The 23,944-nt window shown below is 70.6% G+C and carries 23 protein-coding genes; 12 read left to right on the forward strand and 11 right to left on the reverse strand.

The window, feature by feature from the left end:
- Positions 1-13 precede the first annotated feature (13 nt).
- The 6 genes from ABZ928_RS08910 to ABZ928_RS08935 all read left to right on the forward strand — a co-directional run bounded on the left by ABZ928_RS08910 (position 14) and on the right by ABZ928_RS08935 (position 5,151).
- Complete coding sequence (locus ABZ928_RS08910; protein ID WP_361516271.1) at positions 14-1,828, forward strand: phosphatidylglycerol lysyltransferase domain-containing protein; 1,815 nt, start codon at positions 14-16, stop codon at positions 1,826-1,828.
- 175 nt (positions 1,829-2,003) lie between these two features.
- Positions 2,004-2,894, forward strand: coding sequence for a dihydropteroate synthase (gene folP / locus ABZ928_RS08915; protein ID WP_361516273.1), 891 nt, complete (start codon positions 2,004-2,006; stop codon positions 2,892-2,894).
- Positions 2,891-3,394 carry a nuclear transport factor 2 family protein gene (locus ABZ928_RS08920; RefSeq protein WP_361516275.1) on the forward strand — a complete coding sequence of 168 codons (504 nt, stop codon included), beginning with the start codon at positions 2,891-2,893 and terminating at the stop codon, positions 3,392-3,394. The genes folP and ABZ928_RS08920 overlap by 4 nt, the downstream gene beginning before the upstream one ends.
- 247 nt (positions 3,395-3,641) lie before the next feature.
- On the forward strand, positions 3,642-4,001 hold the full coding sequence (folB, locus tag ABZ928_RS08925) for a dihydroneopterin aldolase (RefSeq protein WP_361516277.1): 360 nt from the start codon (positions 3,642-3,644) through the stop codon (positions 3,999-4,001).
- Positions 3,998-4,609 carry a 2-amino-4-hydroxy-6-hydroxymethyldihydropteridine diphosphokinase gene (folK, locus tag ABZ928_RS08930; RefSeq protein ID WP_361516278.1) on the forward strand — a complete coding sequence of 204 codons (612 nt, stop codon included), beginning with the start codon at positions 3,998-4,000 and terminating at the stop codon, positions 4,607-4,609. The genes folB and folK overlap by 4 nt, the downstream gene beginning before the upstream one ends.
- A gap of 56 nt (positions 4,610-4,665) precedes the next feature.
- Positions 4,666-5,151 (forward strand): DUF3180 domain-containing protein, encoded by a 486-nt coding sequence (locus ABZ928_RS08935; protein WP_361516280.1) that lies wholly within the window; start codon positions 4,666-4,668, stop codon positions 5,149-5,151.
- 27 nt (positions 5,152-5,178) lie between these two features.
- On the opposite strand, the gene folE is transcribed toward ABZ928_RS08935, so the two are convergent.
- The 6 genes from folE to dacB all read right to left on the reverse strand — a co-directional run bounded on the left by folE (position 5,179) and on the right by dacB (position 12,811).
- A complete protein-coding gene (folE, locus tag ABZ928_RS08940) occupies positions 5,179-5,784 on the reverse strand; it encodes a GTP cyclohydrolase I FolE (protein WP_361516282.1) in 606 nt (201 codons plus the stop codon).
- Between the two features lie 121 nt (positions 5,785-5,905).
- On the reverse strand, positions 5,906-7,945 hold the full coding sequence (gene ftsH, locus ABZ928_RS08945; RefSeq protein ID WP_361516284.1) for an ATP-dependent zinc metalloprotease FtsH: 2,040 nt from the start codon (positions 7,943-7,945) through the stop codon (positions 5,906-5,908).
- Positions 7,946-8,152: 207 nt separating this feature from the next.
- Entirely contained in the window at positions 8,153-8,713 is a 561-nt protein-coding gene (gene hpt, locus ABZ928_RS08950; protein WP_030043337.1) for a hypoxanthine phosphoribosyltransferase, read from the reverse strand.
- A gap of 65 nt (positions 8,714-8,778) precedes the next feature.
- Positions 8,779-9,828: a tRNA lysidine(34) synthetase TilS gene (gene tilS / locus ABZ928_RS08955; protein ID WP_361516286.1), complete on the reverse strand. Its 1,050-nt coding sequence runs from the start codon at positions 9,826-9,828 to the stop codon at positions 8,779-8,781.
- 176 nt (positions 9,829-10,004) lie between these two features.
- A complete protein-coding gene (locus ABZ928_RS08960) occupies positions 10,005-11,126 on the reverse strand; it encodes a zinc-dependent metalloprotease (RefSeq protein WP_361516288.1) in 1,122 nt (373 codons plus the stop codon).
- 68 nt (positions 11,127-11,194) lie between these two features.
- Positions 11,195-12,811 (reverse strand): D-alanyl-D-alanine carboxypeptidase/D-alanyl-D-alanine-endopeptidase, encoded by a 1,617-nt coding sequence (gene dacB, locus ABZ928_RS08965; RefSeq protein WP_361516290.1) that lies wholly within the window; start codon positions 12,809-12,811, stop codon positions 11,195-11,197.
- 79 nt (positions 12,812-12,890) lie between these two features.
- Here dacB and ABZ928_RS08970 point away from each other — a divergent pair, with 79 nt between their 5' ends.
- Positions 12,891-13,382, forward strand: coding sequence for an inorganic diphosphatase (locus ABZ928_RS08970; RefSeq protein ID WP_194078292.1), 492 nt, complete (start codon positions 12,891-12,893; stop codon positions 13,380-13,382).
- A 111-nt stretch (positions 13,383-13,493) separates the two neighbouring features.
- The gene (locus ABZ928_RS08975) at positions 13,494-15,167 is read left to right on the forward strand and encodes a threonine/serine exporter family protein (protein WP_361516292.1); all 1,674 of its coding nucleotides are present in this window, start codon (positions 13,494-13,496) and stop codon (positions 15,165-15,167) included.
- Here ABZ928_RS08975 and ABZ928_RS08980 read toward each other — a convergent pair.
- Positions 15,164-16,033 (reverse strand): VTT domain-containing protein, encoded by an 870-nt coding sequence (locus ABZ928_RS08980; RefSeq protein WP_361516294.1) that lies wholly within the window; start codon positions 16,031-16,033, stop codon positions 15,164-15,166. The two genes, ABZ928_RS08975 and ABZ928_RS08980, sit on opposite strands and share 4 nt — an antisense overlap.
- A 131-nt stretch (positions 16,034-16,164) precedes the next feature.
- Here ABZ928_RS08980 and ABZ928_RS08985 point away from each other — a divergent pair, with 131 nt between their 5' ends.
- Entirely contained in the window at positions 16,165-16,530 is a 366-nt protein-coding gene (locus tag ABZ928_RS08985; RefSeq protein WP_361516296.1) for a YbjQ family protein, read from the forward strand.
- Between the two features lie 16 nt (positions 16,531-16,546).
- Here ABZ928_RS08985 and ABZ928_RS08990 read toward each other — a convergent pair whose 3' ends face one another.
- The gene (locus ABZ928_RS08990; RefSeq protein ID WP_361516298.1) at positions 16,547-17,308 is read right to left on the reverse strand and encodes a MerR family transcriptional regulator; all 762 of its coding nucleotides are present in this window, start codon (positions 17,306-17,308) and stop codon (positions 16,547-16,549) included.
- Between the two features lie 128 nt (positions 17,309-17,436).
- Between ABZ928_RS08990 and ABZ928_RS08995 the strand changes: the two genes are divergently transcribed.
- Together ABZ928_RS08995 and ABZ928_RS09000 are read left to right on the forward strand one after the other, a co-directional pair.
- Complete coding sequence (locus tag ABZ928_RS08995) at positions 17,437-18,711, forward strand: ion channel protein (protein ID WP_361516300.1); 1,275 nt, start codon at positions 17,437-17,439, stop codon at positions 18,709-18,711.
- A 68-nt stretch (positions 18,712-18,779) separates the two neighbouring features.
- Positions 18,780-20,180: a glutamate decarboxylase gene (locus ABZ928_RS09000; protein ID WP_361516302.1), complete on the forward strand. Its 1,401-nt coding sequence runs from the start codon at positions 18,780-18,782 to the stop codon at positions 20,178-20,180.
- 25 nt (positions 20,181-20,205) lie between these two features.
- Here the strand turns inward: ABZ928_RS09000 and ABZ928_RS09005 are convergent, their stop codons facing one another.
- Both ABZ928_RS09005 and ABZ928_RS09010 read right to left on the reverse strand, forming a co-directional pair.
- Entirely contained in the window at positions 20,206-20,847 is a 642-nt protein-coding gene (locus tag ABZ928_RS09005; RefSeq protein WP_361516304.1) for a PadR family transcriptional regulator, read from the reverse strand.
- Positions 20,848-21,041: 194 nt separating this feature from the next.
- Positions 21,042-21,584, reverse strand: coding sequence for a DinB family protein (locus ABZ928_RS09010; RefSeq protein ID WP_361516306.1), 543 nt, complete (start codon positions 21,582-21,584; stop codon positions 21,042-21,044).
- Between the two features lie 271 nt (positions 21,585-21,855).
- Between ABZ928_RS09010 and ABZ928_RS09015 the strand changes: the two genes are divergently transcribed.
- Positions 21,856-22,362, forward strand: coding sequence for a hypothetical protein (locus ABZ928_RS09015; RefSeq protein WP_361516308.1), 507 nt, complete (start codon positions 21,856-21,858; stop codon positions 22,360-22,362).
- A 98-nt stretch (positions 22,363-22,460) separates the two neighbouring features.
- On the opposite strand, the gene ABZ928_RS09020 is transcribed toward ABZ928_RS09015, so the two are convergent.
- Positions 22,461-23,921, reverse strand: coding sequence for an aldehyde dehydrogenase family protein (locus ABZ928_RS09020; RefSeq protein WP_361516310.1), 1,461 nt, complete (start codon positions 23,919-23,921; stop codon positions 22,461-22,463).
- Between the last annotated feature and the right edge of the window lie 23 nt (positions 23,922-23,944).

Below are 23,944 nucleotides of genomic sequence, written 5' to 3' on the forward strand. Positions count from 1 at the left end.
GACAGATGAGGAAATGTCGGGCGGGGTTCCGAACCGATCACACCGGCCCCGGCCCGCGCTGCTGCGTGGCCCGCGCCCCGAGGCCGTACCCGTCCTCGTCGCCAGAGCCTGTGCGGTCGTGGGCGTTCTGGACATCGCCGCGGGCGTCTTCCCGCGCTTCCGGCACAGCCGTATGCACACCATCGCCGAGGTGCTGCCCGGCGCGCTCGGCCCGTTCGCGGCGGCGCTCTCGCTGAGCGCGGGCGTCCTGCTGCTCCTGCTCGCGCACGGCCTCAGGCGCCGCAAGCGGCGGGCCTGGCGGGCCGCCGTGGTGCTGCTGCCGGTCGGCGCCGTCGCGCAGTTCACGTACCGGCACTCCCCCGTGGGCGTGCTCATCTCGCTCGCGCTGCTCGCGCCGCTGCTGATCCACCGCGACCAGTTCACCGCGCTGCCCGACCCGCGCAGCCGCTGGCGCGCGCTCGCCAACTTCGTCCTCATGGGCGCCGGTTCCCTCGCACTCGGCCTGGTCATCGTCAGCGTCCACCCGAAGACGCTGGTCGGCGACCCGAGCCTGGCCGACCGCATCACGCACGTCCTGTACGGCCTCTTCGGCTTCGAGGGCCCGGTCGACTACCAGGGCAACACCTCCTGGACGGTCGCCTTCTCCCTCGGCGCCCTGGGCCTGCTCACCGCGATCACCACGATCTACCTGGCCTTCCGCCCCGAACACCCCGCCGCGCGCCTCACCGAGGACGACGAGGCGCGCCTCAGGGCCCTCCTGGAGAAGCACGGCGGCCGCGACTCCCTCGGCCACTTCGCGCTCCGCCGCGACAAGGCCGTCGTCTTCTCCCCCAGCGGCAAGGCGGCCGTGACCTACCGCGTCGTCTCCGGCGTGATGCTCGCCAGCGGCGACCCCATCGGCGACGTCGAGGCCTGGCCCGGCGCCATCGAACGCTTCATGGACGAGGCCAGGTCCCACTCCTGGACACCCGCCGTCATGGGCTGCTCGGAGACCGGCGGCGAGGTCTGGACCCGCGAGACCGGCCTGGACGCCCTCGAACTGGGCGACGAGGCGGTGGTGGACGTCGCGGATTTCTCCCTCGCCGGGCGCGCGATGCGCAACGTGCGCCAGATGGTCAAGCGCATCGAGCGCGCCGGTTACGAGACCCGCGTACGGCGCGTCCGTGACCTCGGCGACGCCGAGCTGGAGCGCATCCGCCGGGCCGCCGACGACTGGCGCGGCACCGACACCGAACGCGGCTTCTCCATGGCGCTCGGCCGCATCGGCGACCTCGCCGACGGCGACTGCCTGATCGCCACCGCCCACAAGGCCGACGAGGTGCCCGGCGAGTACGGCGACCTGAAGGCGATCCTGCACTTCGTGCCCTGGGGCGCCGACGGCGTCTCCCTGGACCTGATGCGCCGCGACCGCTCCGCCGACCCCGGCATGAACGAACTCCTCATCGTCGCCGCCCTCCAGGCCGCCCCGAAGTTCGACATCACGCGCGTGTCGCTCAACTTCGCCATGTTCCGCGCCGCCCTCGCGCGCGGCGAGAAGATCGGCGCGGGCCCGGTGCTGCGCGCCTGGCGCGGACTGCTGGTCTTCCTCTCCCGCTGGTTCCAGATCGAGTCCCTGTACAAGTTCAACGCGAAGTTCCAGCCCCGCTGGGAACCCCGCTTCGTCGTCTACCGGGCCTCCGCCGACCTGCCCCGCATCGGCTTCGCCGCCATGCAGGCCGAGGGCTTCGTCAACCTCGCCCTCCCCCTGCCGCGCTTCCTGCGCCGCCGTGGACACGCCCCACGCGCGTGTGCCCACGCCGTCGCCGAAAGAGACGTCCGCGCGGCGTGACACGGGAACGGCGTGACACACGACCGGCGTGACGCGGGACCGGGCCGCCCCGAGACAGGCCCGGGCGGAAGCCCCACCCCCCAGCCCGGGGGTTTCCGCCCGGGCCGCGCCCGCCTCCCGCCCGCTCTCCGGGCCGGGCGGCCTGACGGCTCCCCCCGGGGCCTACGCTGAACGTATGAGCAAGCAGAGCGGACGCGGGCGCGTCGCCGGCCTTCCGGAATGGGACCGCTGCGCGGTCATGGGAGTCGTGAACGTCACCCCCGACTCCTTCTCCGACGGCGGCCGCTGGTTCGACACGACGGCCGCCGTCAAGCACGGCCTCGCCCTCGTCGAGGAGGGCGCCGACCTGGTCGACGTCGGCGGTGAGTCCACCCGCCCCGGCGCCACCCGCGTGGATGAGGCCGAGGAGCTCAGGCGGGTCATCCCCGTCGTCCGCGGCCTCGCCTCCGAGGGCGTCGCCGTCTCCGTCGACACCATGCGCGCCCGGGTCGCCGAGGCCTCCCTCGCCGCCGGCGCCGCCCTCGTCAACGACGTCAGCGGCGGCCTCGCCGACCCCGCGATGATCCCCGTCGTCGCCGCCTCCGGCGCCCCCTTCGTCGTCATGCACTGGCGCGGCTTCCTGGAGGGCGGCAACGTCAAGGGCGTCTACGCCGACGTCGTCGCCGAAGTCGTCGACGAACTGCACGCACGCGTGGACGCCGTCCTCGCCGGCGGCATCGCCCCCGACCGCGTCGTCGTCGACCCCGGCCTCGGCTTCTCCAAGGACGCCGAGCACGACCTCGTCCTCCTCGCCCACCTCGACCGCCTGCTCGCCCTCGGCCACCCCCTCCTCGTCGCCGCCTCCCGCAAGCGCTTCCTCGGCCGTGTGCTCGCGGGCCCGGAGGGCGCCCCGCCGCCCGCCCGCGAGCGCGACGCCGCGACGGCCGCCGTCTCCGCGCTCGCGGCGCACGCCGGCGCGTGGGCGGTGCGCGTGCACGAGGTGCGCGCGACGGCGGACGCGGTACGGGTCGCACGCGCCGTGGAAGGGGCGCGCACGGCGGACAACGGCGCAGAGGGAGCCCGGTGAGCGCCCCCCACACCGATGTCGAGCAGGTGGAAGCCGCCAACACCGCCTACTACGAGGCGATGGAGCGCGGCGACTTCGACGAACTCTCCTCGCTCTGGCTCACCCCCGCCGACCTGGGCGTCGACGAGGAGTTCCACGACCCGGCCGACACCGGCGTGATCTCCTGCGTGCACCCCGGCTGGCCCGCGCTCACCGGACGCGGCGAGGTCCTCAGGTCGTACGCGCTGATCATGGCGAACACCGACTACATCCAGTTCTTCCTCACCGACGTGCACGTCTCCGTCACCGGCGACACTGCCCTCGTCAGCTGCACCGAGAACATCCTCAGCGGCGGCCCCGCCCCCGAGGGCGGCGAGGAGCTCGGCCCGCTCGTCGGCCAGCTGGTGGTCGCCACCAACGTGTTCCACCGCACCCCGTCCGGCTGGAAACTCTGGTCCCACCACGCCTCCCCCGTTCTGGCCGAAAACGACGAGGACGAACCGGACGACACACCCTCCTGAGTGGGTAGGCGCCCCACCGGGACCAAGAAGTGGTTGGAATCACTGACCCCGGGGTAGGGGCGGCTACCGACCCGTGAGCCACCGGGTTCCCCACGGGAAACACCCGATGAAACCTCCTGGCCCCGGCCCGGACCCACGCCCCGTGGCCCGGCGCTGTCAGTGCCCGCGGGTAGATTCGATCGAGGCCGGTGTGCCGCCCGCACACGGTACAAGCCAGCCGTTACCGACGATTGCAGGAGTGATTCGCGTGGATCGTGTCGCGTTGCGCGGCCTCAAGGCCCGCGGGCACCACGGTGTGTTCCCCAAGGAGCGCGAGGAGGGTCAGACCTTCATCGTGGACCTCGTCCTGGGACTGGACACCCGGCCGGCCGCCGCCGACGACGACCTGTCGAAGACCGCGCACTACGGAATCGTGGCGGAGGAGGTCGTGGCCGTCGTCGAAGGCGAGCCCGTCAACCTCATCGAGACCCTCGCCGAGCGGATCGCCCAGGCCTGTCTGAAGCACGAAGGAGTCCAGGAGGTCGAGGTCTGCGTCCACAAACCGGACGCACCGATCACCGTCCCGTTCGACGACGTGACCGTCACGATCACCCGGAGCCGAGTATGACCGCGTCCTTCGCCACGGGTCCGAGCGACCCGACCGTACAGCCGGTGCCCGCCTCCGTCGTGCAGCAGGTCGACGCCGCGGACACCACCCTCCACAACCCGAAACGCGCCGTGATCGCCCTCGGCTCCAACCTCGGCAACCGCCTGGAGACCCTCCAGGGCGCCATCGACGCCCTGGAGGACACCCCGGGCGTCCGCGTGAAGGCCGTCTCCCCCGTGTACGAGACGGAGCCGTGGGGCGTCGAGCCCGGCAGCCAGCCCTCGTACTTCAACGCGGTCGTCGTCCTGAAGACGACCCTCCCCCCGTCCTCCCTCCTGGAGCGGGCGCACGCGGTCGAGGAGGCCTTCCACCGGGTCCGGGACGAGCGCTGGGGCGCGCGCACGCTCGACGTCGACATCGTGGCGTACGCCGACGTCGTCTCCGACGACCCGACGCTCACCCTTCCCCACCCGCGCGCCCACCAGCGCGCCTTCGTCCTCGCGCCCTGGCACGACGTGGAACCGCAGGCGCAGCTCCCCGGCCACGGCCCGGTGTCCGGCCTGCTGGCCGCCGTCACCCGAAACGGCGTCGAACCCCGCCCGGACCTGGAACTCCGGCTGCCCGAGTAGTCGTTAAGGTCAAGGCAACCACTGTCCGTGGGATCCGGGGGAGCTGAAGGGGCACCGTGAGAGAGCTGCGCATCAGGCTGCTGGCCGGCGTATTCGTCGTCGCCGGAGTCCTGTCCTGGGCGGGCGCCCGCCTGTGGGCCTCGATCGGGACCCTTCCCAGCGTCCCGCTGGCCGCACCCATCGTCCTGGCCCTGATCGCCGTGGTCCTGCTCTCCACGGCGCTCTCGATCCGCTCCCGCCTCAAGGCCCAGCGCGAGCGCCGCCCCGAGGCCAAGGGCGTCGACCCCCTCATGGCGGCCCGCGCGGTCGTCTTCGGCCAGGCCAGCGCCCTGGTCGCCGCCCTCGTCTCCGGCATGTACGGCGGCACCGGCGTCTTCCTCCTGGAGTCCCTCGACAACCCCGCCCGCCGCGACCAGGCCATCTACGCCGGCTTCTCCGTCCTCGGCGGCATCGCGGTCATAGCGGCCGCCATCTTCCTGGAGCGCGTCTGCAAACTCCCGGAGGACGACGACCGCAACACGGGGGCGGCTTCGGCGGCGTAAGGCCGAAGAGCGCGGGTCCAGCAGGCGTCAGCGGGCCATGATGAGGCTCATCGCCTCGTTGCGGGTCGCGGGGTCTCGAAGCTGCCCACGGACCGCCGACGTGATCGTCTTCGCCCCCGGCTTGCGCACCCCTCGCATCGACATGCACATGTGCTCGCACTCGACGACGACGATCACGCCCCGCGGCTCCAGGATCTCCATCAGGGAGTCCGCGATCTGCGTGGTGAGTCGTTCCTGCACCTGCGGCCGACGAGCGTAGACATCCACGAGCCGGGCCAGCTTCGACAGGCCCGTGATCTTGCCGTCGGCGGACGGGATGTACCCGACATGGGCGACTCCGACGAAGGGCACCAGATGATGTTCACAGCTGCTCAGGACTTCGATGTCCTTCACGAGCACCATCTCGTCGTGCCCCAGGTCGAACGTCGTCGTGAGGACGTCCTCAGGCTTCTGCCACAATCCGGCGAATATCTCCCGATACGCCCGAGCCACCCGCCCCGGCGTCTCCCTCAGCCCCTCCCGGTCAGGGTCCTCCCCCACCGCGATCAACAGCTCGCGTACCGCGTTCTCGGCGCGCTTCTCGTCGAACTCGCCGATCGAGCCCTCGCCGTCCAGCGTCACGGGGTCGGTCATGTGGGTGCCTCGTTCCTGGGTGTCCCTGCAACAACGGCTGAAAAACGCCGCGTCCCCCAGGCTAAAACCTGGGGGACGCGGCATCCATTCCGGGCCCGGTGAGGTCACCGGGCCCGGTGTGTCAGCTCTCCGGACGGTCCTCGGGGGCCGGCTCGGCCACCGGGGCCGTGTCCGTCGCCGTGGACTTGGCCGTCGTGATCGCCGGCGTCGCACCGTTGGCACCGTTCGTCAGTGCGAGCTCCTTGGGGGAGAGCACCGGCGGACGGGTGGAGGGGGTACGGCGGGAGGAGCCCGTCCAGGCGGGCCGCGGAGGCCGCTTGACGATCGTCGCGAAGATCTCGGCGATCTGCTCCTTGCCCAGCGTCTCCTTCTCCAGCAGCTGGAGGACGAGGTTGTCGAGGACGTCGCGGTTCTCGACCAGGATCTCCCAGGCCTCGTTGTGCGCGTTCTCGATGAGCTTCTTGACTTCCTCGTCCACCAGGGCGGCGACCTCTTCCGAGTAGTCGCGCTGGTGAGCCATCTCACGTCCGAGGAACGGCTCGGTGTTGTCGCCACCGAACTTGATGGCACCGAGGCGCTCGGTCATGCCGTACTGCGTGACCATCGCGCGGGCCGTCGCCGTGGCCTTCTCGATGTCGTTCGCGGCGCCCGTGGTCGGGTCGTGGAAGACCAGTTCCTCCGCCGCCCGGCCGCCCAGCATGTACGCCAGCTGGTCGAGCATCTCGTTGCGAGTGGTGGAGTACTTGTCCTCGTCCGGGAGCACCATCGTGTAGCCGAGCGCGCGGCCGCGGCTGAGGATCGTGATCTTGTGGACGGGGTCGGAGTTCGGGGAAGCCGCCGCGACCAGGGCGTGGCCGCCCTCGTGGTACGCGGTGATCTTCTTCTCCTTGTCCGACATGATCCGGGTCCGCTTCTGCGGGCCCGCCACGACGCGGTCGATGGCCTCGTCGAGCATGTGGTTGTCGATGAGCTTCTTGTCCGAGCGGGCGGTGAGCAGCGCGGCCTCGTTGAGGACGTTGCTCAGGTCCGCGCCGGTGAAGCCCGGCGTACGGCGGGCGACCGCCGACAGGTCGACGTCCGGGGCGACCGGCTTGCCCTTCTGGTGGACCTTGAGGATCTCCAGACGGCCCTGCATGTCCGGGCGGTCGACCGCGATCTGGCGGTCGAAGCGGCCGGGCCGCAGGAGGGCCGGGTCGAGGATGTCGGGCCGGTTCGTGGCGGCGATCAGGATGACGCCGCCCTTCACGTCGAAGCCGTCCATCTCGACGAGCAGCTGGTTCAGGGTCTGCTCGCGCTCGTCGTGACCGCCGCCGAGGCCGGCGCCGCGGTGGCGGCCGACCGCGTCGATCTCGTCGACGAAGACGATCGCCGGGGCGTTCGCCTTGGCCTGCTCGAACAGGTCACGGACTCGGGAGGCACCGACACCGACGAACATCTCGACGAAGTCGGAACCGGAGATCGAGTAGAACGGCACGCCCGCCTCGCCCGCGACAGCGCGCGCGAGCAGGGTCTTGCCCGTACCGGGAGGGCCGTACAGCAGTACGCCCTTGGGGATCTTGGCGCCGACGGCCTGGAACTTCGCCGGCTCCTGGAGGAACTCCTTGATCTCGTGGAGCTCCTCGACGGCCTCGTCCGACCCGGCGACGTCGGCGAACGTCGTCTTGGGGGTGTCCTTGGTGATGAGCTTCGCCTTGGACTTCCCGAAGTTCATGACCCGGGAGCCGCCGCCCTGCATCTGATTCATCAGGAACAGGAAGACGACGACGATGAGGACGAAGGGGAGGAGAGAGAGCAGGATCCCGACGAAAGCGTTCTGCTTCGTCGGCGAGACGGTGTAACCGTCGGGGATCTGCTTGTCCTGGAACTTCTGCTGGAGCGTGCCCGCGATGGTCACGCCCTGGTCGCCGATGTAGCTCGCCTGGATCTTCGAGCTGCCGTCGACCTTTTCGCCGTCCTTCAGCTCGACCTTGATGTTCTGCTCGTCGCCGGTGGTGAGCTTGGCCTGCTGGACCTTGTTGTCATTGATCGCCTGGACGACCTGGCCGGTGTCCACCGTCTTGTAGCCGCCGGACGAGCCGACGACCTGCATCAACACGACCACGGCAAGGACGGCCAGCACGATCCACATGACCGGCCCACGGAAGTATCGCTTCACGTCCATCCATACGGAGCGATGTCGCCCCGTCCCTCCTGCCATAGTGAGTTTGATAAGACAGTTCTTCTGACGGTACCCCAGCATTGTCGCCCGAAGCCGCACGGGACGGCTGACGAACCCGTCTGCATGCTCCAACGGCGCGGTGCCCGCCGGGGTTCCCGATCTTCTTACCGTGCTGGGCCCTTCGGGTCAGCACCGAGCCGTCCTGGGGGTTCAGCCGCCGTAGACGTGGGGCGCGAGCGTACCGACGAACGGGAGGTTGCGGTACTTCTCGGCGTAGTCGAGGCCGTAGCCGACGACGAACTCGTTCGGGATGTCGAAGCCGACCCACTCGACGTCGATGGCGACCTTGGCGGCGTCCGGCTTGCGCAGCAGGGTGCACACCTTGAGGGACTCCGGCTCGCGCGAGCCGAGGTTCGACAGCAGCCAGGACAGGGTCAGTCCGGAGTCGATGATGTCCTCGACGATCAGGACGTGCTTGCCCTTGATGTCGGTGTCGAGGTCCTTGAGGATCCGGACGACACCGGAGGACTGGGTGCCCGCGCCGTACGACGACACGGCCATCCAGTCCATGGTGACGGGGGTGGACAGCGCCCGCGCGAGGTCGGCCATGACCATCACCGCGCCCTTGAGGACGCCGACGATGAGCAGGTCCTTGCCCGCGTACTCCGCGTCGATCTTCGCGGCCAGCTCGACGAGCTTGGCGTCGATCTCTTCCTTGGTGATGAGCACCTCTTTGAGGTCGGTGCCCATGTCTTTCGCGTCCACCCGCATCACTTTCGGTCGTCCCACCGGCTGTCCGCCCCCTCAGGGGCGTAAGGATTCAGCCTCGCCGAATCTCAGCCTTGCCGAATCACCAGTCTGCCACCCTGCCGCTGGGCGAAGACCTTGCCGGGGAGATTGATGGCTCCCTGGCCGCGCCACCCGGTGATCAGCCGGTCGATCTCCTCGATGTGGCGGGCGAACAGCGAACCCGCGGGCGCCCCGGCCTCGATGGCGGCGCGGCGCAGGATGCGGCGGCGCACGGCGGGCGGCAGGGCGTAGAGCTTGGCGCACTCCAGGAGGCCGGCGGCGTCCCGTACGGCGGTCTCGGCCTGGCTGGCCCAGGCGTCGAGGGCGTCGGCGTCGTCGCGGGAGAGCTGGGCCGTCCGGGCGAGTGCCTCCACGACGCCCTTGCCGAGGGCCTTCTCCAGGGCGGGCAGGCCTTCGTGGCGCAGCCGGGAGCGGGTGTAGGCCGGGTCGGCGTTGTGCGGGTCGTCCCACACCGGGAGCGCCTGGACCATGCAGGCCTTGCGGGCGGTCTGCCGGTCGAGCTGGAGGAAGGGGCGGCGGTAACGGCGGGCGGCCCCCGGACCCCCGGAAACAGCGGCCATCCCGGACAGGGAGCGGATGCCGGAGCCGCGGGCGAGGCCGAGCAGGACGGTCTCGGCCTGGTCGTCCCGGGTGTGGCCGAGGAGGACGGCGGTGGCGCCGTGGCGCAGGGAGGCGGCGTCGAGGGCGGCGTAGCGGGCGTCGCGGGCGGCCGCTTCGGGGCCGCCTTCGCGGCCGACGGTGACGGCGACGGACTCGACGGGGTCGAGGCCCATCTCGCGCAGGCGCAGGGCGACTTCGTCGGCGCGCAGATCGGAGCCGGGCTGGAGACCGTGGTCGACGGTGACGCCGCCCGCGCGGATGCCGAGCTTGGGGGCCTCGAAGGCGAGGGCGGAGGCGAGCGCCATGGAGTCGGCGCCGCCGGAGCACGCCACGAGCACGAGCGGCGACGGCGGGCGCTCGTGCGGGGTCTGCGGATGCGGGGGCTGCTCGGAGGAGGTCTGGTGTTCGTTGAGGATGTCGTGGAGGACGCGGCGGACCGCCAGGCGTATCGCCGCGACCGCAGGATGGGGACCCATGTCCGGTTCCCTTCATGAAGTTTTCGGGGGGTGAGCCCGAAGTCCGGTCACTCAGAGTGTGTAGATGGTGACAGAACCGGGCCGTTCCCCGAGCATTGCACGCCTACCCAGGGCTCACGGTCCCTCGGACGGGTGATTGAAGGGGCGTTCGCCTGCCGTCGGCTGGATTTCTTTGACTATTCCGCCTTGCGGTGCACCCGCGCGACCCAGTCCGCCGGTTTGGCGATCTCGGTCTTCGTCGGGAGCGTGTTGGGGGAGGTCCAGACACGGTTGAAGCCGTCCATGCCGACCTCGTTGACGACGGCCCGCACAAAGCGCTCGCCGTCGCGGTACTGCCGGAGTTTGGCGTCCAGCCCCAGCAGCTTGCGCAGGGCGCTGTCCAGCCGGGAGGCGCCCTTGGCGCGCCGCTGCTGGAACTTCTCGCGGATCTCCTGGACGGTCGGTACGACCTCCGGACCGACCCCGTCCATCACGAAGTCGGCGTGGCCCTCCAGGAGGGACATCACGGCGGTGAGGCGCCCGAGGATCTCCCGCTGGGCGGGCGTCTGCACGATCTCGACGAGCGAGCGCCCCCCGTCGTCCTCCTCGCCCTCCGGGCGCCCCCCGGCAAGCGATTGCGCCGCCTCCCGGATGCGTTCCAGGACGGTCATGGGGTCGACCTCGGTCTCCCCCAAGAACGACTGGATTTCGCCCTCCAGGTGGTCCCGCAGCCAGGGCACCGCGGTGAACTGCGTGCGGTGCGTCTCCTCGTGCAGGGTCACCCACAGCCGGAAGTCGTGGGGCTGTACGTCGAGTTCGCGCTCGACGTGCACGATGTTCGGCGCGACCAGCAGCAGCCGGCCGCCGCCGTTCGCCCCCGCCGGGAGCTCACGGGTGGCCGGGGCGAAGGTCTCGTACTGGCCGAGGACGCGGGAGGCCAGGAAGGACAGCAGCATCCCCAGCTCGACACCGGTCACCTTGCCGCCGACCGCGCCGAGGACCGCGCCGCCGGGGGTGTTGCCGCGCCGCTCCTGCATCTTGTCCAGCAGCGGCTTGAGGATCTCCCGGAAGCCGGCGACGTTCGCCTTGACCCAGCCCGGCCGGTCGACCACCAGGAGGGGGGTGTTGTGGGTGTCCTCGGTACCCATCCGGGTGAACCCGCGGACGTGTTCCTCCGAGGCCTTGGCGTGCCGGCGCAGCTCGCTGACGACGGCCCGGGCCTCGTCGCGGCTCACCTCGGGGCCCGGCCTCATGAGCCGGGTCGCGGTCGCCACCGCGAGATTCCAGTCGACCATCTCGGCACCACCGATGCTCGTCATGCGTCAACCGTACGTGAGCGTTCCCTCTTCGGGCAGGCCGCGGAGGTACGACGATGGCGGCGCCCCCGTCACCGGCAGCCGCACGCCGCCAGTGCCGTCGCCGTCATGTCCAGGGCCGCCTGGGCCGCGTCCTTGCTCGTCGTGTTGGAGGCCAGGAAGGCGAAGGCCAGCAGTCGGCCGTCCTGGTCGACGACGGTACCCGCGAGGGTGTTCACGCCGGTCAGGGTGCCCGTCTTGGCGCGTACGACGCCGGCCGCGCCGTTCGTGTAACGGGTGGTCAGGGTTCCGGTGAAGCCGGCGATCGGGAGGCCGGTGAGGACGGGACGGAGTTCCGGGTGGTCCTGGTCGCCCGCCTTCACCAGCAGGGCCGTCAGGAGGTTCGCCGTCAGTCTGTCGGCGCGGTTCAGGCCGCTGCCGTCCTTGAAGGAGACGCCGGAGACGGGGAGTTGGAGCTTCTTGAGCTGGGCGCGGATCGCCTCGCCGCCGCCGTCGAAGTCGGCGCGCACCTTCGTCGCCACCGCGGTCTGGCGGGCCAGGGCCTCGGCGATGTCGTTGTCGCTGTTGGTCAGCATGCGCTCGACCAGGGCGGACAGCGGCGGGGACGACACCTCGGCGAGGGTCTTCGCGCGCGAGGTCGCCTTGGACGGGCCCGGGGACGTCGTCTTGATCCCCTCGGCCTGGAGGAACTCCGCGAACTTGCGCGCCGCGTCCAGGGCCGGGTCCGGCGCCCGGTCCGCCGTGCCGCTGACGGAGTCGTCCACGCGGCCCTCGTCGGCCATCAGGGCGCTGACCGGGGCGAGGTTGTCGTTCCCGGCACCGATCGGGTGCGCCTCGGAACCCGCGTACAGGGTCTTGTCGTAGGACAGGGTGACCTTCCGGACGCCGTCCTTCTTGAGGGCCTTCGCGGTGTCGGCGGCCAGGTCGCGGAGGCTGGCCGAGCCTCCCCCACTCTCGGCTTCGCTCGAGCGGGAGGTGCCCCCATCGTCCTTGCGGGCCGTCAGGGTGGGGTCGCCGCCGCCGACGAGGACGAGTTCGTTCGTGTCGGGTTCCAGGGACGTGCGCGTGGTGAGGCGGTGGTCGGCGCCCATCGCGGACAGGGCGGCGACCGCGGTGGCGATCTTCGTCGTCGAGGCGGGGGTCAGGGCGGTGTCGGCGCCGGTGCCGTAGAGCCGCTTGCCGGTGGCCACGTCGACGACGACGGCCGCGTGGCTGGTGCCGAGCGCCGCCCCCCTCAGGAGCGGGTCCAGGACCTCGGCGAAGGCCGGTCCGTTCGGCGCCGACTTCACGGTGGAACCGGCGCCGCCGAGGCCGACGAGGACGGACGCGGCGCTGGGCGCGGGCTCGGGCGCCGCTTCCGTCGTACTCGAATCGCGATCGTGATCTGCGCCACCCGTGTGCCCCTGGGCGGCGGCCCGGTCCCGCTCGGCCGTACGCTGGCCGGAGGAGTCCCATGGACCGGCGGCGGTCACCACGACGGCGGTCAGTGCGAGTCCGGCGGTGGCGGCCCCGGCCGTGTACTGCCAGGTCTTCACCTTCGTGACCTGCACCGACAGGGTTCGGCCGAGTCGCGTGGCCCGTGGTTTCGCGGCGGTCGCGGCCCGTGCCAGCCGGGGTCGTACGGCGTCCGCGACCCGCTTCACATGCGGTCTCGCGGCCTGCCAAGGCCTCAGTTCAGGCACGACCACCAGCCCCTTTCGCGATCACACACCTGCGTGAGGGACACTTAACCACCAGAACTATGTGCTGATCATGGAGGAGCCACCGGTGGAGTTCGACGTCACGATCGAGATCCCGAAGGGTTCGCGGAACAAGTACGAGGTGGACCACGAGACCGGTCGGATCCGCCTGGACCGTCGACTCTTCACCTCGACCGCCTACCCGACCGACTACGGATTCGTCGAGAACACCCTCGGCGAGGACGGCGACCCGCTGGACGCGCTGGTCATTCTTGACGAGCCGACCTTCCCGGGCTGCCTCATCAAGTGCCGTGCGATCGGCATGTTCCGGATGACGGACGAGGCCGGCGGCGACGACAAGCTGCTGTGCGTCCCGGCGACGGACCCGCGGGTCGAGCACCTGCGTGACATCCACCACGTCTCCGAGTTCGACCGCCTGGAGATCCAGCACTTCTTCGAGGTCTACAAGGACCTGGAGCCCGGCAAGTCCGTCGAGGGCGCCAACTGGGTCGGCCGCGTGGACGCCGAGGTCGAGATCGAGCGCTCGTACAAGCGTTTCAAGGAGTCGGGCGGCCACTGAGCTGTCTGACGACTTCTGTTTCCAGCGGGCCGCACGCACACGCGCGTGCGGCCCGTTGCGTGTGTGCGCGCATACTGGTGCGAACCGGAGGTGCGTACACGGGAGCTGTGAGTGACGGAAGCGGAGGACCGTAAGCCGCAATCGGACGAGGCCAGGAGCGTCTACGACCCCGAGATCACGTCCGAGTTCGCGATTCCGCAGGGGCTCGCCGTGCCCAGAGGGGGCGGCGTCGAGCCGGAGGCGACGTCCGAGTTCGCGGTGCCGGACGGTCTTGAGGTGCCGCAGGCGCCGGCCGCCGAGTCGGAGGGCTCGGCGTTCAGCACGCCACGTACCTACAGCTCCAAGCACGCCCCGCCCGCCTTCACCCCGGCGACCGGCATACCGGTCGTCAGCCTCACCAAGGACGTGCCCTGGCAGGACCGGATGCGCACGATGCTGCGCATGCCGGTGGCCGAGCGGCCCGCTCCCGAGGCGCCGGCGAAGGCCGAGGAGGAGGGCCCGGCCGTCCCGCGCGTGCTCGACCTGACGCTGCGTATCGGCGAACTGCTGCTCGCGGGCGGTGAGGGCGCGGAGGACGTCGAGGCGGCGATGTTCGCGGTCTGCCGGTCCTACGGCCTCGACCGCTGCGAGCCGAACGTCACCTTCACGCTGCTGTCGATCTCGTACCAGCCCTCGCTCGTCGACGATCCGGTGACGGCGTCGCGGACGGTACGGCGGCGCGGCACCGACTACACACGGCTCGCGGCCGTGTTCCAGCTGGTGGACGACCTCAGCGACCCGGAGACGGCGATCTCCCTGGAAGAGGCGTACCGGCGGCTCGCGGAGATCCGCCGCAACCGGCACCCGTATCCCACCTGGGTGCTCACCTCGGCGAGCGGGCTGCTCGCGGGGGCGGCCTCCGTGCTCGTCGGCGGTGACGCGCTCGTGTTCGTCGCGGCCGCGCTGGGCGCGATGCTCGGGGACCGGCTGGCGTGGCTGTGCGCGGGGCGGGGGCTGCCGGAGTTCTACCAGTTCACGGTCGCCGCGATGCCGCCCGCCGCGATAGGGGTCGCGCTGACGGTCGCCCACGTCGACGTGAAGGCGTCCGCGGTCATCACCGGTGGGCTGTTCGCGCTGCTGCCCGGGCGGGCGCTGGTGGCGGGCGTCCAGGACGGACTGACCGGCTTCTACATCACCGCGTCGGCCCGGCTCCTGGAGGTCATGTACTTCTTCGTCGGCATCGTGACGGGCGTCCTGCTGGTCCTGTACCTCGGCGTCCAGGTGGGCGCCGAGCTCAACCCCGAGGTCGCGGTGGTCATCCCCGAACGGCCGCTGTGGCAGATCGCGGCGTCGATGATGCTGTCGCTGACCTTCGCCGTGCTGCTCCAGCAGGAGCGCTCGACGGTGCTGGCGGTGACTCTCAACGGTGGCGTCGCGTGGTCCGTGTACGGCGCGATGCACTACGTCGGCGGGATCTCACCGGTCGCCTCTACGGCGGTGGCGGCGGGCCTCGTCGGACTGTTCGGGCAGATGCTGTCGCGGTACCGGTTCGCGTCGGCGCTGCCCTACACGACGGCGGCGATCGGTCCCCTGCTGCCGGGTTCCTCCACGTACTTCGGGCTGCTGGCGATCGCCCAGAACGATGTGGACAAGGGGCTGGTGTCCCTGGCCACGGCCGCCTCTCTGGCCATGGCCATCGCCATCGGGGTGAACCTCGGGTCGGAGATCTCCCGGCTGTTCCTGCGGGTTCCGGGAGCCGCGTCCGCAGCGGGGCGCAGGGCGGCGAAGCGGACGCGAGGCTTCTAGTAGCCCTGGCCCTGGTTGTTGTACGGGTATTGCTGCTGCTGGTTCTGCTGGCCGTAGGCCTGGGGCTGGGCCTGGGGGGCGTAGTACTGGTCGTATCCGTACTGCTGCCGGCCCTGGCCGTTCTGGTGGTTGCCGTACTGCTGCTCGTCCTCCGACGGGATGCGGCGGAGCTGGGTCGTCGCGTCGTCCATCGGCGGGGGCTGGTAGGCCTGGGGCTGGGGGGCCGCCGGGGTCTCGGGCTGCTCCTTCTTCTTCTTGGAGCGCTCGCGGAGGTACTCGATGATGATCGGGACGACCGAGACGAAGACGATGAGGACGAGGATCGCCTCGACGTTCTCGTGGATGACGTCGATCTGGCCGAGCCAGTAGCCGGCGAGGGTGACGCCGGTGCCCCAGGCGACGCCGCCGATGACGTTGTACGTCAGGAACGTGCGGTACTTCATACGGCCGGCGCCCGCCACGATGGGGGCGAAGGTGCGGACGATCGGCACGAAGCGGGCCAGGACGATCGCCTTGGGGCCGTACTTCTCCATGAACTCATGGGCCTTGTCCAGGTTCTCCTGCTTGAAGAGCCTGGAATTGGGGCGGTTGAAGAGCTTCGGGCCGAAGAACTTGCCGATCATGTAGCCGACCTGGTCGCCGAGGACGGCGGCCAGCACGATCAGGAAGCAGACCAGCCACAGCGGCTGGCTGATGAACTCCCCCTGGGCCACGAAGAGACCCGCCGTGAACAGCAGGGAGTCGCCGGGCAGGAACGCGAACAGACCCGACTCCGCGAAGACGATCAGCAGGATGCCGGGGAGGCTGAACGTCTCGATCAGATAGTTCGGGCTGAGCCACTCGGGGGCGAGCGCGAGCGTGGTCACGGGTCTGTGGCTCCTGAAGTGGGGGACGGGCGAGGGCTGGCTGCCCCAAAGTATCAACGCAGCCGCCGGGGCCCAGGTTCCATGAGCCTGCCAGGATGCGCTGTGCGCTCCCGGGGAGAATCCTGTGAGCCATGGGTATCGAAGATTTCGGCGGCGGCCAGGGGCCCCAGCCGGACGTCCTGGTGGTGACCACGAACGACGTACCCGGCTTCCGGGTGGAGCAGGTGCTGGGCGAGGTGTTCGGACTGACGGTCCGCTCCCGGCATCTCGGGAGCCAGATCGGCGCGGGCCTCAAGTCGATGATCGGCGGTGAGCTCAAGGGGCTCACCAAGACCCTCGTGCAGACCCGCAACCAGGCCATGGAGCGGCTCGTGGAGCAGGCACGCGCGCGTGGGGCGAACGCCGTGCTGATGTTCCGCTTCGACGTCACCGAGGCGGCGGACGTCGGCACCGAGGTGTGCGCCTACGGGACGGCCGTGGTCCTGGCCCGGGAGTAGCCCCGGGCCAGGGAGGCTACGCGGCGTGGCGGGCCGCGTTCGCCGTGATCGCGTCCTTCAGGTGCTCGGCCAGACCGGGATGCATGGAGTCGTAGAACGCTTTGAAGCGTTCGTCGGCGACGTACATCCCGGCGAGGTTCTGGTGCATGTCGTACGAGCACGCGTAGAACCACCTGTCGATGTGCAGGCGGTGTTCCTCGGCCAGGTCCATCGCCGCCTCGCCGGTCGGCGGGTCGCCGGCGGCCACCACCGCGGCGTACCGCTCGCTCCAGTCGTCGACCTCCGCCTGCATCCGTTTCCAGTCGTCCTTGGTGTAGCGGGCGGCGCGGCGCTGGGACTCGGCGTACGCCTCCGTGCCACCCCAGCGCTGTTCGGCCTCCTCGGCGTACTGTTCGGGGTCCTTGTCGCCGAAGACCTCGAAGCGTTCCTCGGGGGTGAGGTTGATGCCCATCGTGCGTGCCTCCATGGCGTGTTCCACGGCCGCCGCCATCTTCTGGAGCTTCTCGATCCGGGCGGTCAGCAGTTCGTGCTGGCGGCGCAAATGGGTGCGCGGGTCCGTCCGGGGATCGTCGAGCAGGGCGGCGACCTCGTCGAGCGGGAAGCCGAGCTCTCGGTAGAACAGGATCTGCTGGAGCCGGTCGAGGTCGGTGTCGCTGTAACGCCGGTGGCCCGCGCGGCTGCGCTCGCTCGGGGCGAGCAGGCCGATGTCGTCGTAGTGGTGCAGCGTGCGCACCGTCACTCCGGCGAAACCGGCGACCTGTCCCACGGAGTAGCTCACTTCGTCCGCTCCCTTCTCGGTACGTCGTCCACGGTGGGTCCTCACGCGACGTGAGGTGCAAGTCCGTGACCCGGGGGCGCGGGGACCCTCCGGATGTCGCGTCCGTTTTGTCCGCTTATCGTGAGCCCGTGGCCCAGGACACCGTGCAGCAGCCGACGGCAGCCCCGGCTCGCGCGCTGCTGCCCTTGATCCTCCCGGCTCTCGTGGTGGGCGTGGGCGCGAGTCTGCTGTTTCTCGGGGTGAGCGAGGCGGCCGAGGCGCTTCAGGACGTGCTGTGGCAGAACCTGCCGGACGCCCTGGGGGTGGGCCGGTACTCCGCCCTGTGGATGATCGTCATGCTCACCGCGACAGGCGTGGCCGTCGGTCTCGTGGTGTGGAAGGCACCCGGGCATGCCGGGCCCGACCCCGCCACCACCGGCCTGGACGCGCCCGTCCTGCCGCCCGCCGTGCTGCCGGGGCTGCTGCTGGCGACCGCGCTGATGCTCGCGGGCGGGCCCAGCCTCGGCCCCGAGAACCCGATCATCGCCGTGAACGTCGGGCTCGCCTTCTGGCTCGGCCGCCGGCTGCTCCCCCGGATGCCGGGCGGGCTGTGGGCGGCGCTGGCGGAGGCGGCGACGATCGGCGCGCTGTTCGGGACGCCCGTGGCGGCGGCCCTGGTGATCTCCGAGGCGCTGGCCGGGCGGCAGCTCAAGGGGGCGCTGTGGGACAACGTCTTCGGACCGCTCGTCGCGGCCGCCACGGGCGCGCTGACGACCACCCTGGTGGCCCATCCCTCCTTCGACCTGCACCTGCCCGCGTTCGGGCGGCCCGGCTGGGGCGATCTGCTGGCGGCCCTGGCCGTCGCGTCCGTCGCCGCGCTGCTCGGCATGTGTGCCGTGCGCGCCTTCCCGTACGTCCACGGCGGCTTCGCCCGGCTGCGGCACCCGATGCTCGCGCTGCCCGCCGGCGGGCTCGTCCTCGGTCTCCTCGGGGTCCTGGGCGGTCATCTCACGCTCTTCAAGGGGCTGGAGGAGGTCGGGGAGATCGCGGCCGACCCCGAGGGCTGGTCGGCCGGGGAGTTCGCCACGATGACGGTGGTGAAGCTGGCCGCGCTGCTCGTCGCCGCGTCCTGCGGGTTCCGGGGCGGGCGGATCTTCCCGGCCGTGTTCGTCGGCGCCGCCCTCGGGCTGTGCGCCCACGCCCTGGTGCCGGGTGTCCATCCCGCGGTCGGTATCTCCGCGGGTGTGCTGGGCATGCTCCTCGCCATCACCCGGCAGGGCTGGGTGAGCCTGTTCACGGCCGCCGTACTGGTCGGCTCCCCGGCGATCCTCTCCTTGCTGTGCATCGCCTCGCTGCCCGCCTGGCTGCTGGTGACCGGCCGCCCCCAGATGCAACTGCGCGAGGACGGAACCCCGGTCCGCTGATCCCTCTTCAGGAACTTTCAGGAACTTCAGGAACGTCCAGGAACCTTCCGGAACTTTGGAGAAAGCCCATGCCGCTCCACAAAGGCCCCGAGAAGCCCGACGAGCGCCCGCTGTCCGTCAACCCCTTCTACGGCGAGGCGAATCCGGTCGCCGGCATGACCGAGGCCCCGCCCAAGCACCGGCTCCCGGACACCCCGCTGCCGCCCTCGACGGCGTACCAGCTCGTCCACGACGAGCTGATGCTGGACGGCAACTCGCGGCTCAACCTCGCCACCTTCGTCACCACCTGGATGGAGCCGCAGGCCGGGATCCTGATGGGTGAGTGCCGGGACAAGAACATGATCGACAAGGACGAGTACCCGCGCACCGCCGAACTGGAGCGGCGCTGTGTGGCGATGCTCGCCGATCTGTGGAACGCGCCCGATCCGGCAGCCGCCGTGGGCTGTTCGACGACCGGATCGAGTGAGGCGTGCATGCTCGCCGGGATGGCGCTCAAACGGCGCTGGAGCAAGCGGAGTCAGACCCCCGGCGCCCGCCCCAATCTCGTCATGGGCGTCAACGTCCAGGTCTGCTGGGACAAGTTCTGCAACTTCTGGGAGGTGGAACCCCGGCTGATCCCCATGGAGGGCGACCGCTTCCACCTCGACCCGCAGGCCGCCGCCGCGCTGTGCGACGAGAACACCATCGGGGTCGTCGGCATCCTCGGCTCCACCTTCGACGGCTCCTACGAACCCATCGCCGAGCTCTGCGCCGCCCTCGACGAACTCCAGGAACGCACCGGCCTCGACATCCCGGTCCACGTCGACGGCGCCTCCGGCGGCATGGTCGCGCCCTTCCTCGACCCGGACCTCGCCTGGGACTTCCGGCTGCCGAGGGTCGCCTCCATCAACACCTCCGGCCACAAGTACGGGCTCGTCTACCCCGGCGTCGGCTGGGCGCTGTGGCGCGACCACGAGGCCCTGCCCGAGGAACTCGTCTTCCGCGTCAACTACTTGGGCGGCGACATGCCCACCTTCGCCCTCAACTTCTCCCGTCCCGGCGCTCAGGTCGTCGCGCAGTACTACACGTTCCTCAGGCTGGGCCGCGAGGGCTATCGGGCCGTCCAGCAGTCCACCCGGGACGTCGCCGGACACCTCGCCCAACGCGTCGAGGCCCTCGGCGACTTCCGGCTCCTGACCCGGGGCGACCAGCTGCCGGTGTTCGCCTTCACGACCGGCCACGACGTGACGGCGTACGACGTCTTCGACGTGTCCCGGCGGCTGCGGGAGAGCGGCTGGCTGGTACCGGCGTACACCTTCCCGCCCAACCGGGAGGACCTCTCGGTACTGCGGGTGGTGTGCCGCAACGGCTTCTCGGCCGACCTCGCCGAGCTGTTCGTGGAGGACCTGCGGCGGCTGCTGCCGGAGCTGCGCCGCCAGCCGCATCCGCTGACGCGGGACAAGGAGGCGGCGACGGGGTTCCACCACTAGGCCATCACTGGGCCGTGTTCGAGAACTAGGCCGTGTCCCCGGGGTGCCGTTCCCCCGTCGCGTACGGGTTCTCCTCACCCGTCGCCAGCACCCCGACGAACGGCTCCCCCTCCCCCGCGAACGTGTACGCCCCGCCCTCGATGCGGGCGATCAGACCCTGGGTCCATTCCGCCTCGGCGTCGGCTGTGTGGATCCAGAGGTTCATGATCTCGCCGATGTGGCCGAGCGGTTCGGGGCCTTCCTCGGGCAGGTAGTTCTCGGTGACGGCGGAGCGCCACTCCTCGATGCGCCGGGTGCGCTCCTTGAGGAGGGCGACCGCCTCGGCGCGCGGCAGGTCGACCATGCAGCCGATGGCCGCCGACTTGACGTCCATCTTCTGGTCGTAGGAGGTCAGCGCCTCGCGCACCAGGCCGAGGTACTCCTCGGTGCCGGCCTCGGTGATCTCGTACTCCGTGCGCGGCGGACCGCCCGCGGTGGACGGGGCGGTCTCGTGCGCGTGCAGCAGTCCCTGCTTCGCCATCTGCTTCAGGGCGTGGTAGATCGAGCCGGGTTTGGCGTTGGACCACTCGTGCGCGCCCCAGTACTCCAGGTCGTTGCGCACCTGGTAGCCATGGGCCCGCCCGTGCTGGCGCACCGCGGCGAGCACGAGGAGGCGGATCGCTGACATGGGGCCAGCGTAGGACCCTTGACGTCAGCCCCAGCGGGTCGGGGGAAGCAGGGGTGCGTTCCCGCGTCGTCCGGTGCGTGCGATCGGCGTGCCGGACGCAGGCCCTCGTAGCGGAGCTACGTGGGTCTTCGGCTGGTGCGGCGAGCGTTCGTGCCGGGCGGCGTGGGGATGTGCCCCTGCTTCCCCCGACCCGCTTAGCTCGTGCCCTGCTCCTTCGCTACCAGTTCGAAGGCGGTGGCGCCGTCCAGGGACTCGCGGATGATGTCGGCGTGGCCGGCGTGCCGGGCCGTCTCGCGGATCAGGTGCAGGGCCAGCCAGCGCATGGACACCGCCTCGTCCGGCGGGAACCAGGGGTCGTTCGGGAGCGGGAAGGTGTCATCGAGGCTGGGGACCGAGCGGATGAACGCCTCCGTCTCGGCGGCGACCTCCTCCCAGTAGGCGAGCTGCTGCGCGACGCTCTCGCCCTCGGCCAGCGCGAAACACTCGTGCCAGTTCGACTCGTCCCGCTTCACCGCCGGCGCCTCGCCCTTGGCCCGGGCGACCCAGCCCTGCTCGGTCTCGGCGACATGCTTGACCAGGCCCGCCAGGGACAGCTCACTCGCGCTGGGCCTGCCGGACGCCTGCTCGTCGGTCAGCCCCAGCACAGAGCGCCGGATACCGCCGCGCTGCTCCGCCAGGAAGGACAGAAGCGCGCCGCGCTCGTCGCCGTACGCCTCGGCTCGCACGTGAGTGACCATGACCGGCCGCCTTTCGTCGGGATCGGGGCCCTCAGGGCCTCCTGACACAGACGAAGTTACGGGGGCTTGCGGTCAGGTTCTGTCCGCAAGGGGCCTCTTGGTAAGGATCCGTCGAGAGCTTCTTCGCTCCCGCCGCCGGGGCCGTTCGGGCCGGGGAGGATCGCCACGGGAACGGCCGTGATCAGCGGAGGGCGCGGTGGGCAAGGGGTCCAGGAAGAGACGGAACCGGCAGAAGAAGAAGGCGCGCAGCCTTCCGCCGCCGGAACAGGACGTGTCCCGGACCACGAAGTCGCCCCTGAAGGAAGCGGCCTTCGCGGTCTTCTCCGTCGCGGTCCTCGGGGTGATGCCGTTCTTCTTCGGCGGATACATGCTCGCGGGCGCCCTCGGGCTCGTGGGACACCCTGGCGACTTCACCGCCACGAGGTGCGCGATGGTCAGCTCCGGCAAGAGTCGGCAAGTCGAGTGCGACGGCAACCTCGCCGTCGCGTACCAGCCCACGCGGCCCGCCCACCTCGGCACCGAGCTGCCGCTGGGCAGGACGACGCCCGTCCGCGTGCTCGGCGCGGGCCCGCTGGAGACGCTCGGTCCGGCCGCGGTCTCCGGCTGGTCGACCGTCACCGTGGGCGGCCTCACCGTCCTCATCGCCGGCGGGCTCCTGGCGTTCCGCAAGCGGCTGAGGCAGCCGGTCCACCACACCGTGATCCGCGTGCTCGGCGTACCGGCCGGCCTGACGCTGGCCGGGCTCGTCGTGTACGTCGTCGTCGAGCTCGCCGGCTGACCCGGAGCGGCCGAGAACGAGCCGGGAACGACGAAGTCGGCGGCCCGCCCCTCGCAGGGCCCGGCCGCCGACCAGGTACTCGTCTCAGTGAGCGCCCGTCAGAACGGGAACCCGCTCCGGCCGTGCTGCACCGAGATCCACTTCAGCGTGGTGAAGGCGTCCAGCATGGTCTCGCCGTTGAGGCGGCCGACGCCGGAGCTCTTCTCGCCGCCGAAGGGGACGATGGGCTCGTCGTGGACGGTGCCGTCGTTGACGTGGAACATGCCGGTGTCGATGCGCTTGGCGAAGTTGACGCCGCGCTCGATGTTCGCGGTGTGGACGGCGCCGCTGAGGCCGTACGGGGTGTCGTTGACGACGCGGACCGCCTCCTCCTCGCCGTCGACCGGGATGAGGAAGGCGACCGGGCCGAAGACCTCCTGGTGGAGGAGCGGGGAGTCGGCCGCGATGTCGGTCAGGACGGACGGGGAGACCAGGTTGTCGTTCGTCTCACCACGCACCAGGGCCGTCGCGCCCTCGCTGACCGCCTGCTCGACGACCGCCGAAAGGGCGTCCGCCTGGGAGGAGTTGATGACCGGGCCGATGACCGTCTGGGGGTCGCGCGGGTCGCCCACCTTGAGGCTCTTGACCTTCGCGACGAACTTCTCGGTGAACTCCTCGGCTATCGAGCTGTCCACCAGCACACGGTTCGCCGCCATGCAGACCTGGCCCTGATGGACGTACCGGCTGAAGACCGCGGCGTCGACGGCGTAGTCGATGTCGGCGTCGTCGAGGACCACGATGGCGCTGTTGCCGCCGAGTTCGAGCACCGAGCGCTTGAAGTGCGAGGCGGTGACGGTGGCGACGTGGCGGCCGACCTTGTCGGAGCCGGTGAAGGAGATGACCTTCGGGATGGGGTGCTCGATGAAGGCGTCGCCTATCTCCGCGATGTCGGTGACGACGACGTTGAGGAGGCCCTTGGGCAGGCCCGCGTCCTCGAAGATCTTCGCGACCAGGGTGCCGCCGGTGATCGGGGTGTTCTGGTGGGGCTTGAGGACCACGCCGTTGCCGAGCGCCAGGGCCGGGGCCACCGACTTCAGCGAGAGGAGGAACGGGAAGTTGAAGGGGCTGATCACGCCCACCACGCCTACCGGCACCCGGTAGACGCGGTTCTCCTTGCCGTCGATCGGCGACGGGATGATCCGGCCCTCGGGGCGCAGCGACAGGTGGATCGCCTCGCGCAGGAACTCCTTGGCGAGGTGCAGTTCGAAGCCGGCCTTGACGAGGGTGCCGCCGAGCTCGGCGATGATCACCTCGGTGATCTCCTGCTGGCGCTCCTCGATGAGCCGCAGCGCCTTCTCGAAGACCGCGCGACGGGCGTACGGGTTGGTGTCGGCCCACTCCTTCTGGGCGCGGGCGGCCGACTGGTACGCCTCGTCGACCTCGTCGACCGTGGCTATGGTGATCGACGCCAGCTTCTCGCCGTCGTACGGGTTGAAGTCGATGATGTCCCAGGAGCCGGTGCCCGGGCGCCACTCACCGTCGATGTACTGCTGGGCCAGATCAGTGAAGTACGACGACATGTGATCCCCAAATCAATCGCTAG

Source organism: Streptomyces sp. NPDC046909, from assembly GCF_040644695.1.
Lineage (GTDB): Bacteria > Actinomycetota > Actinomycetes > Streptomycetales > Streptomycetaceae > Streptomyces.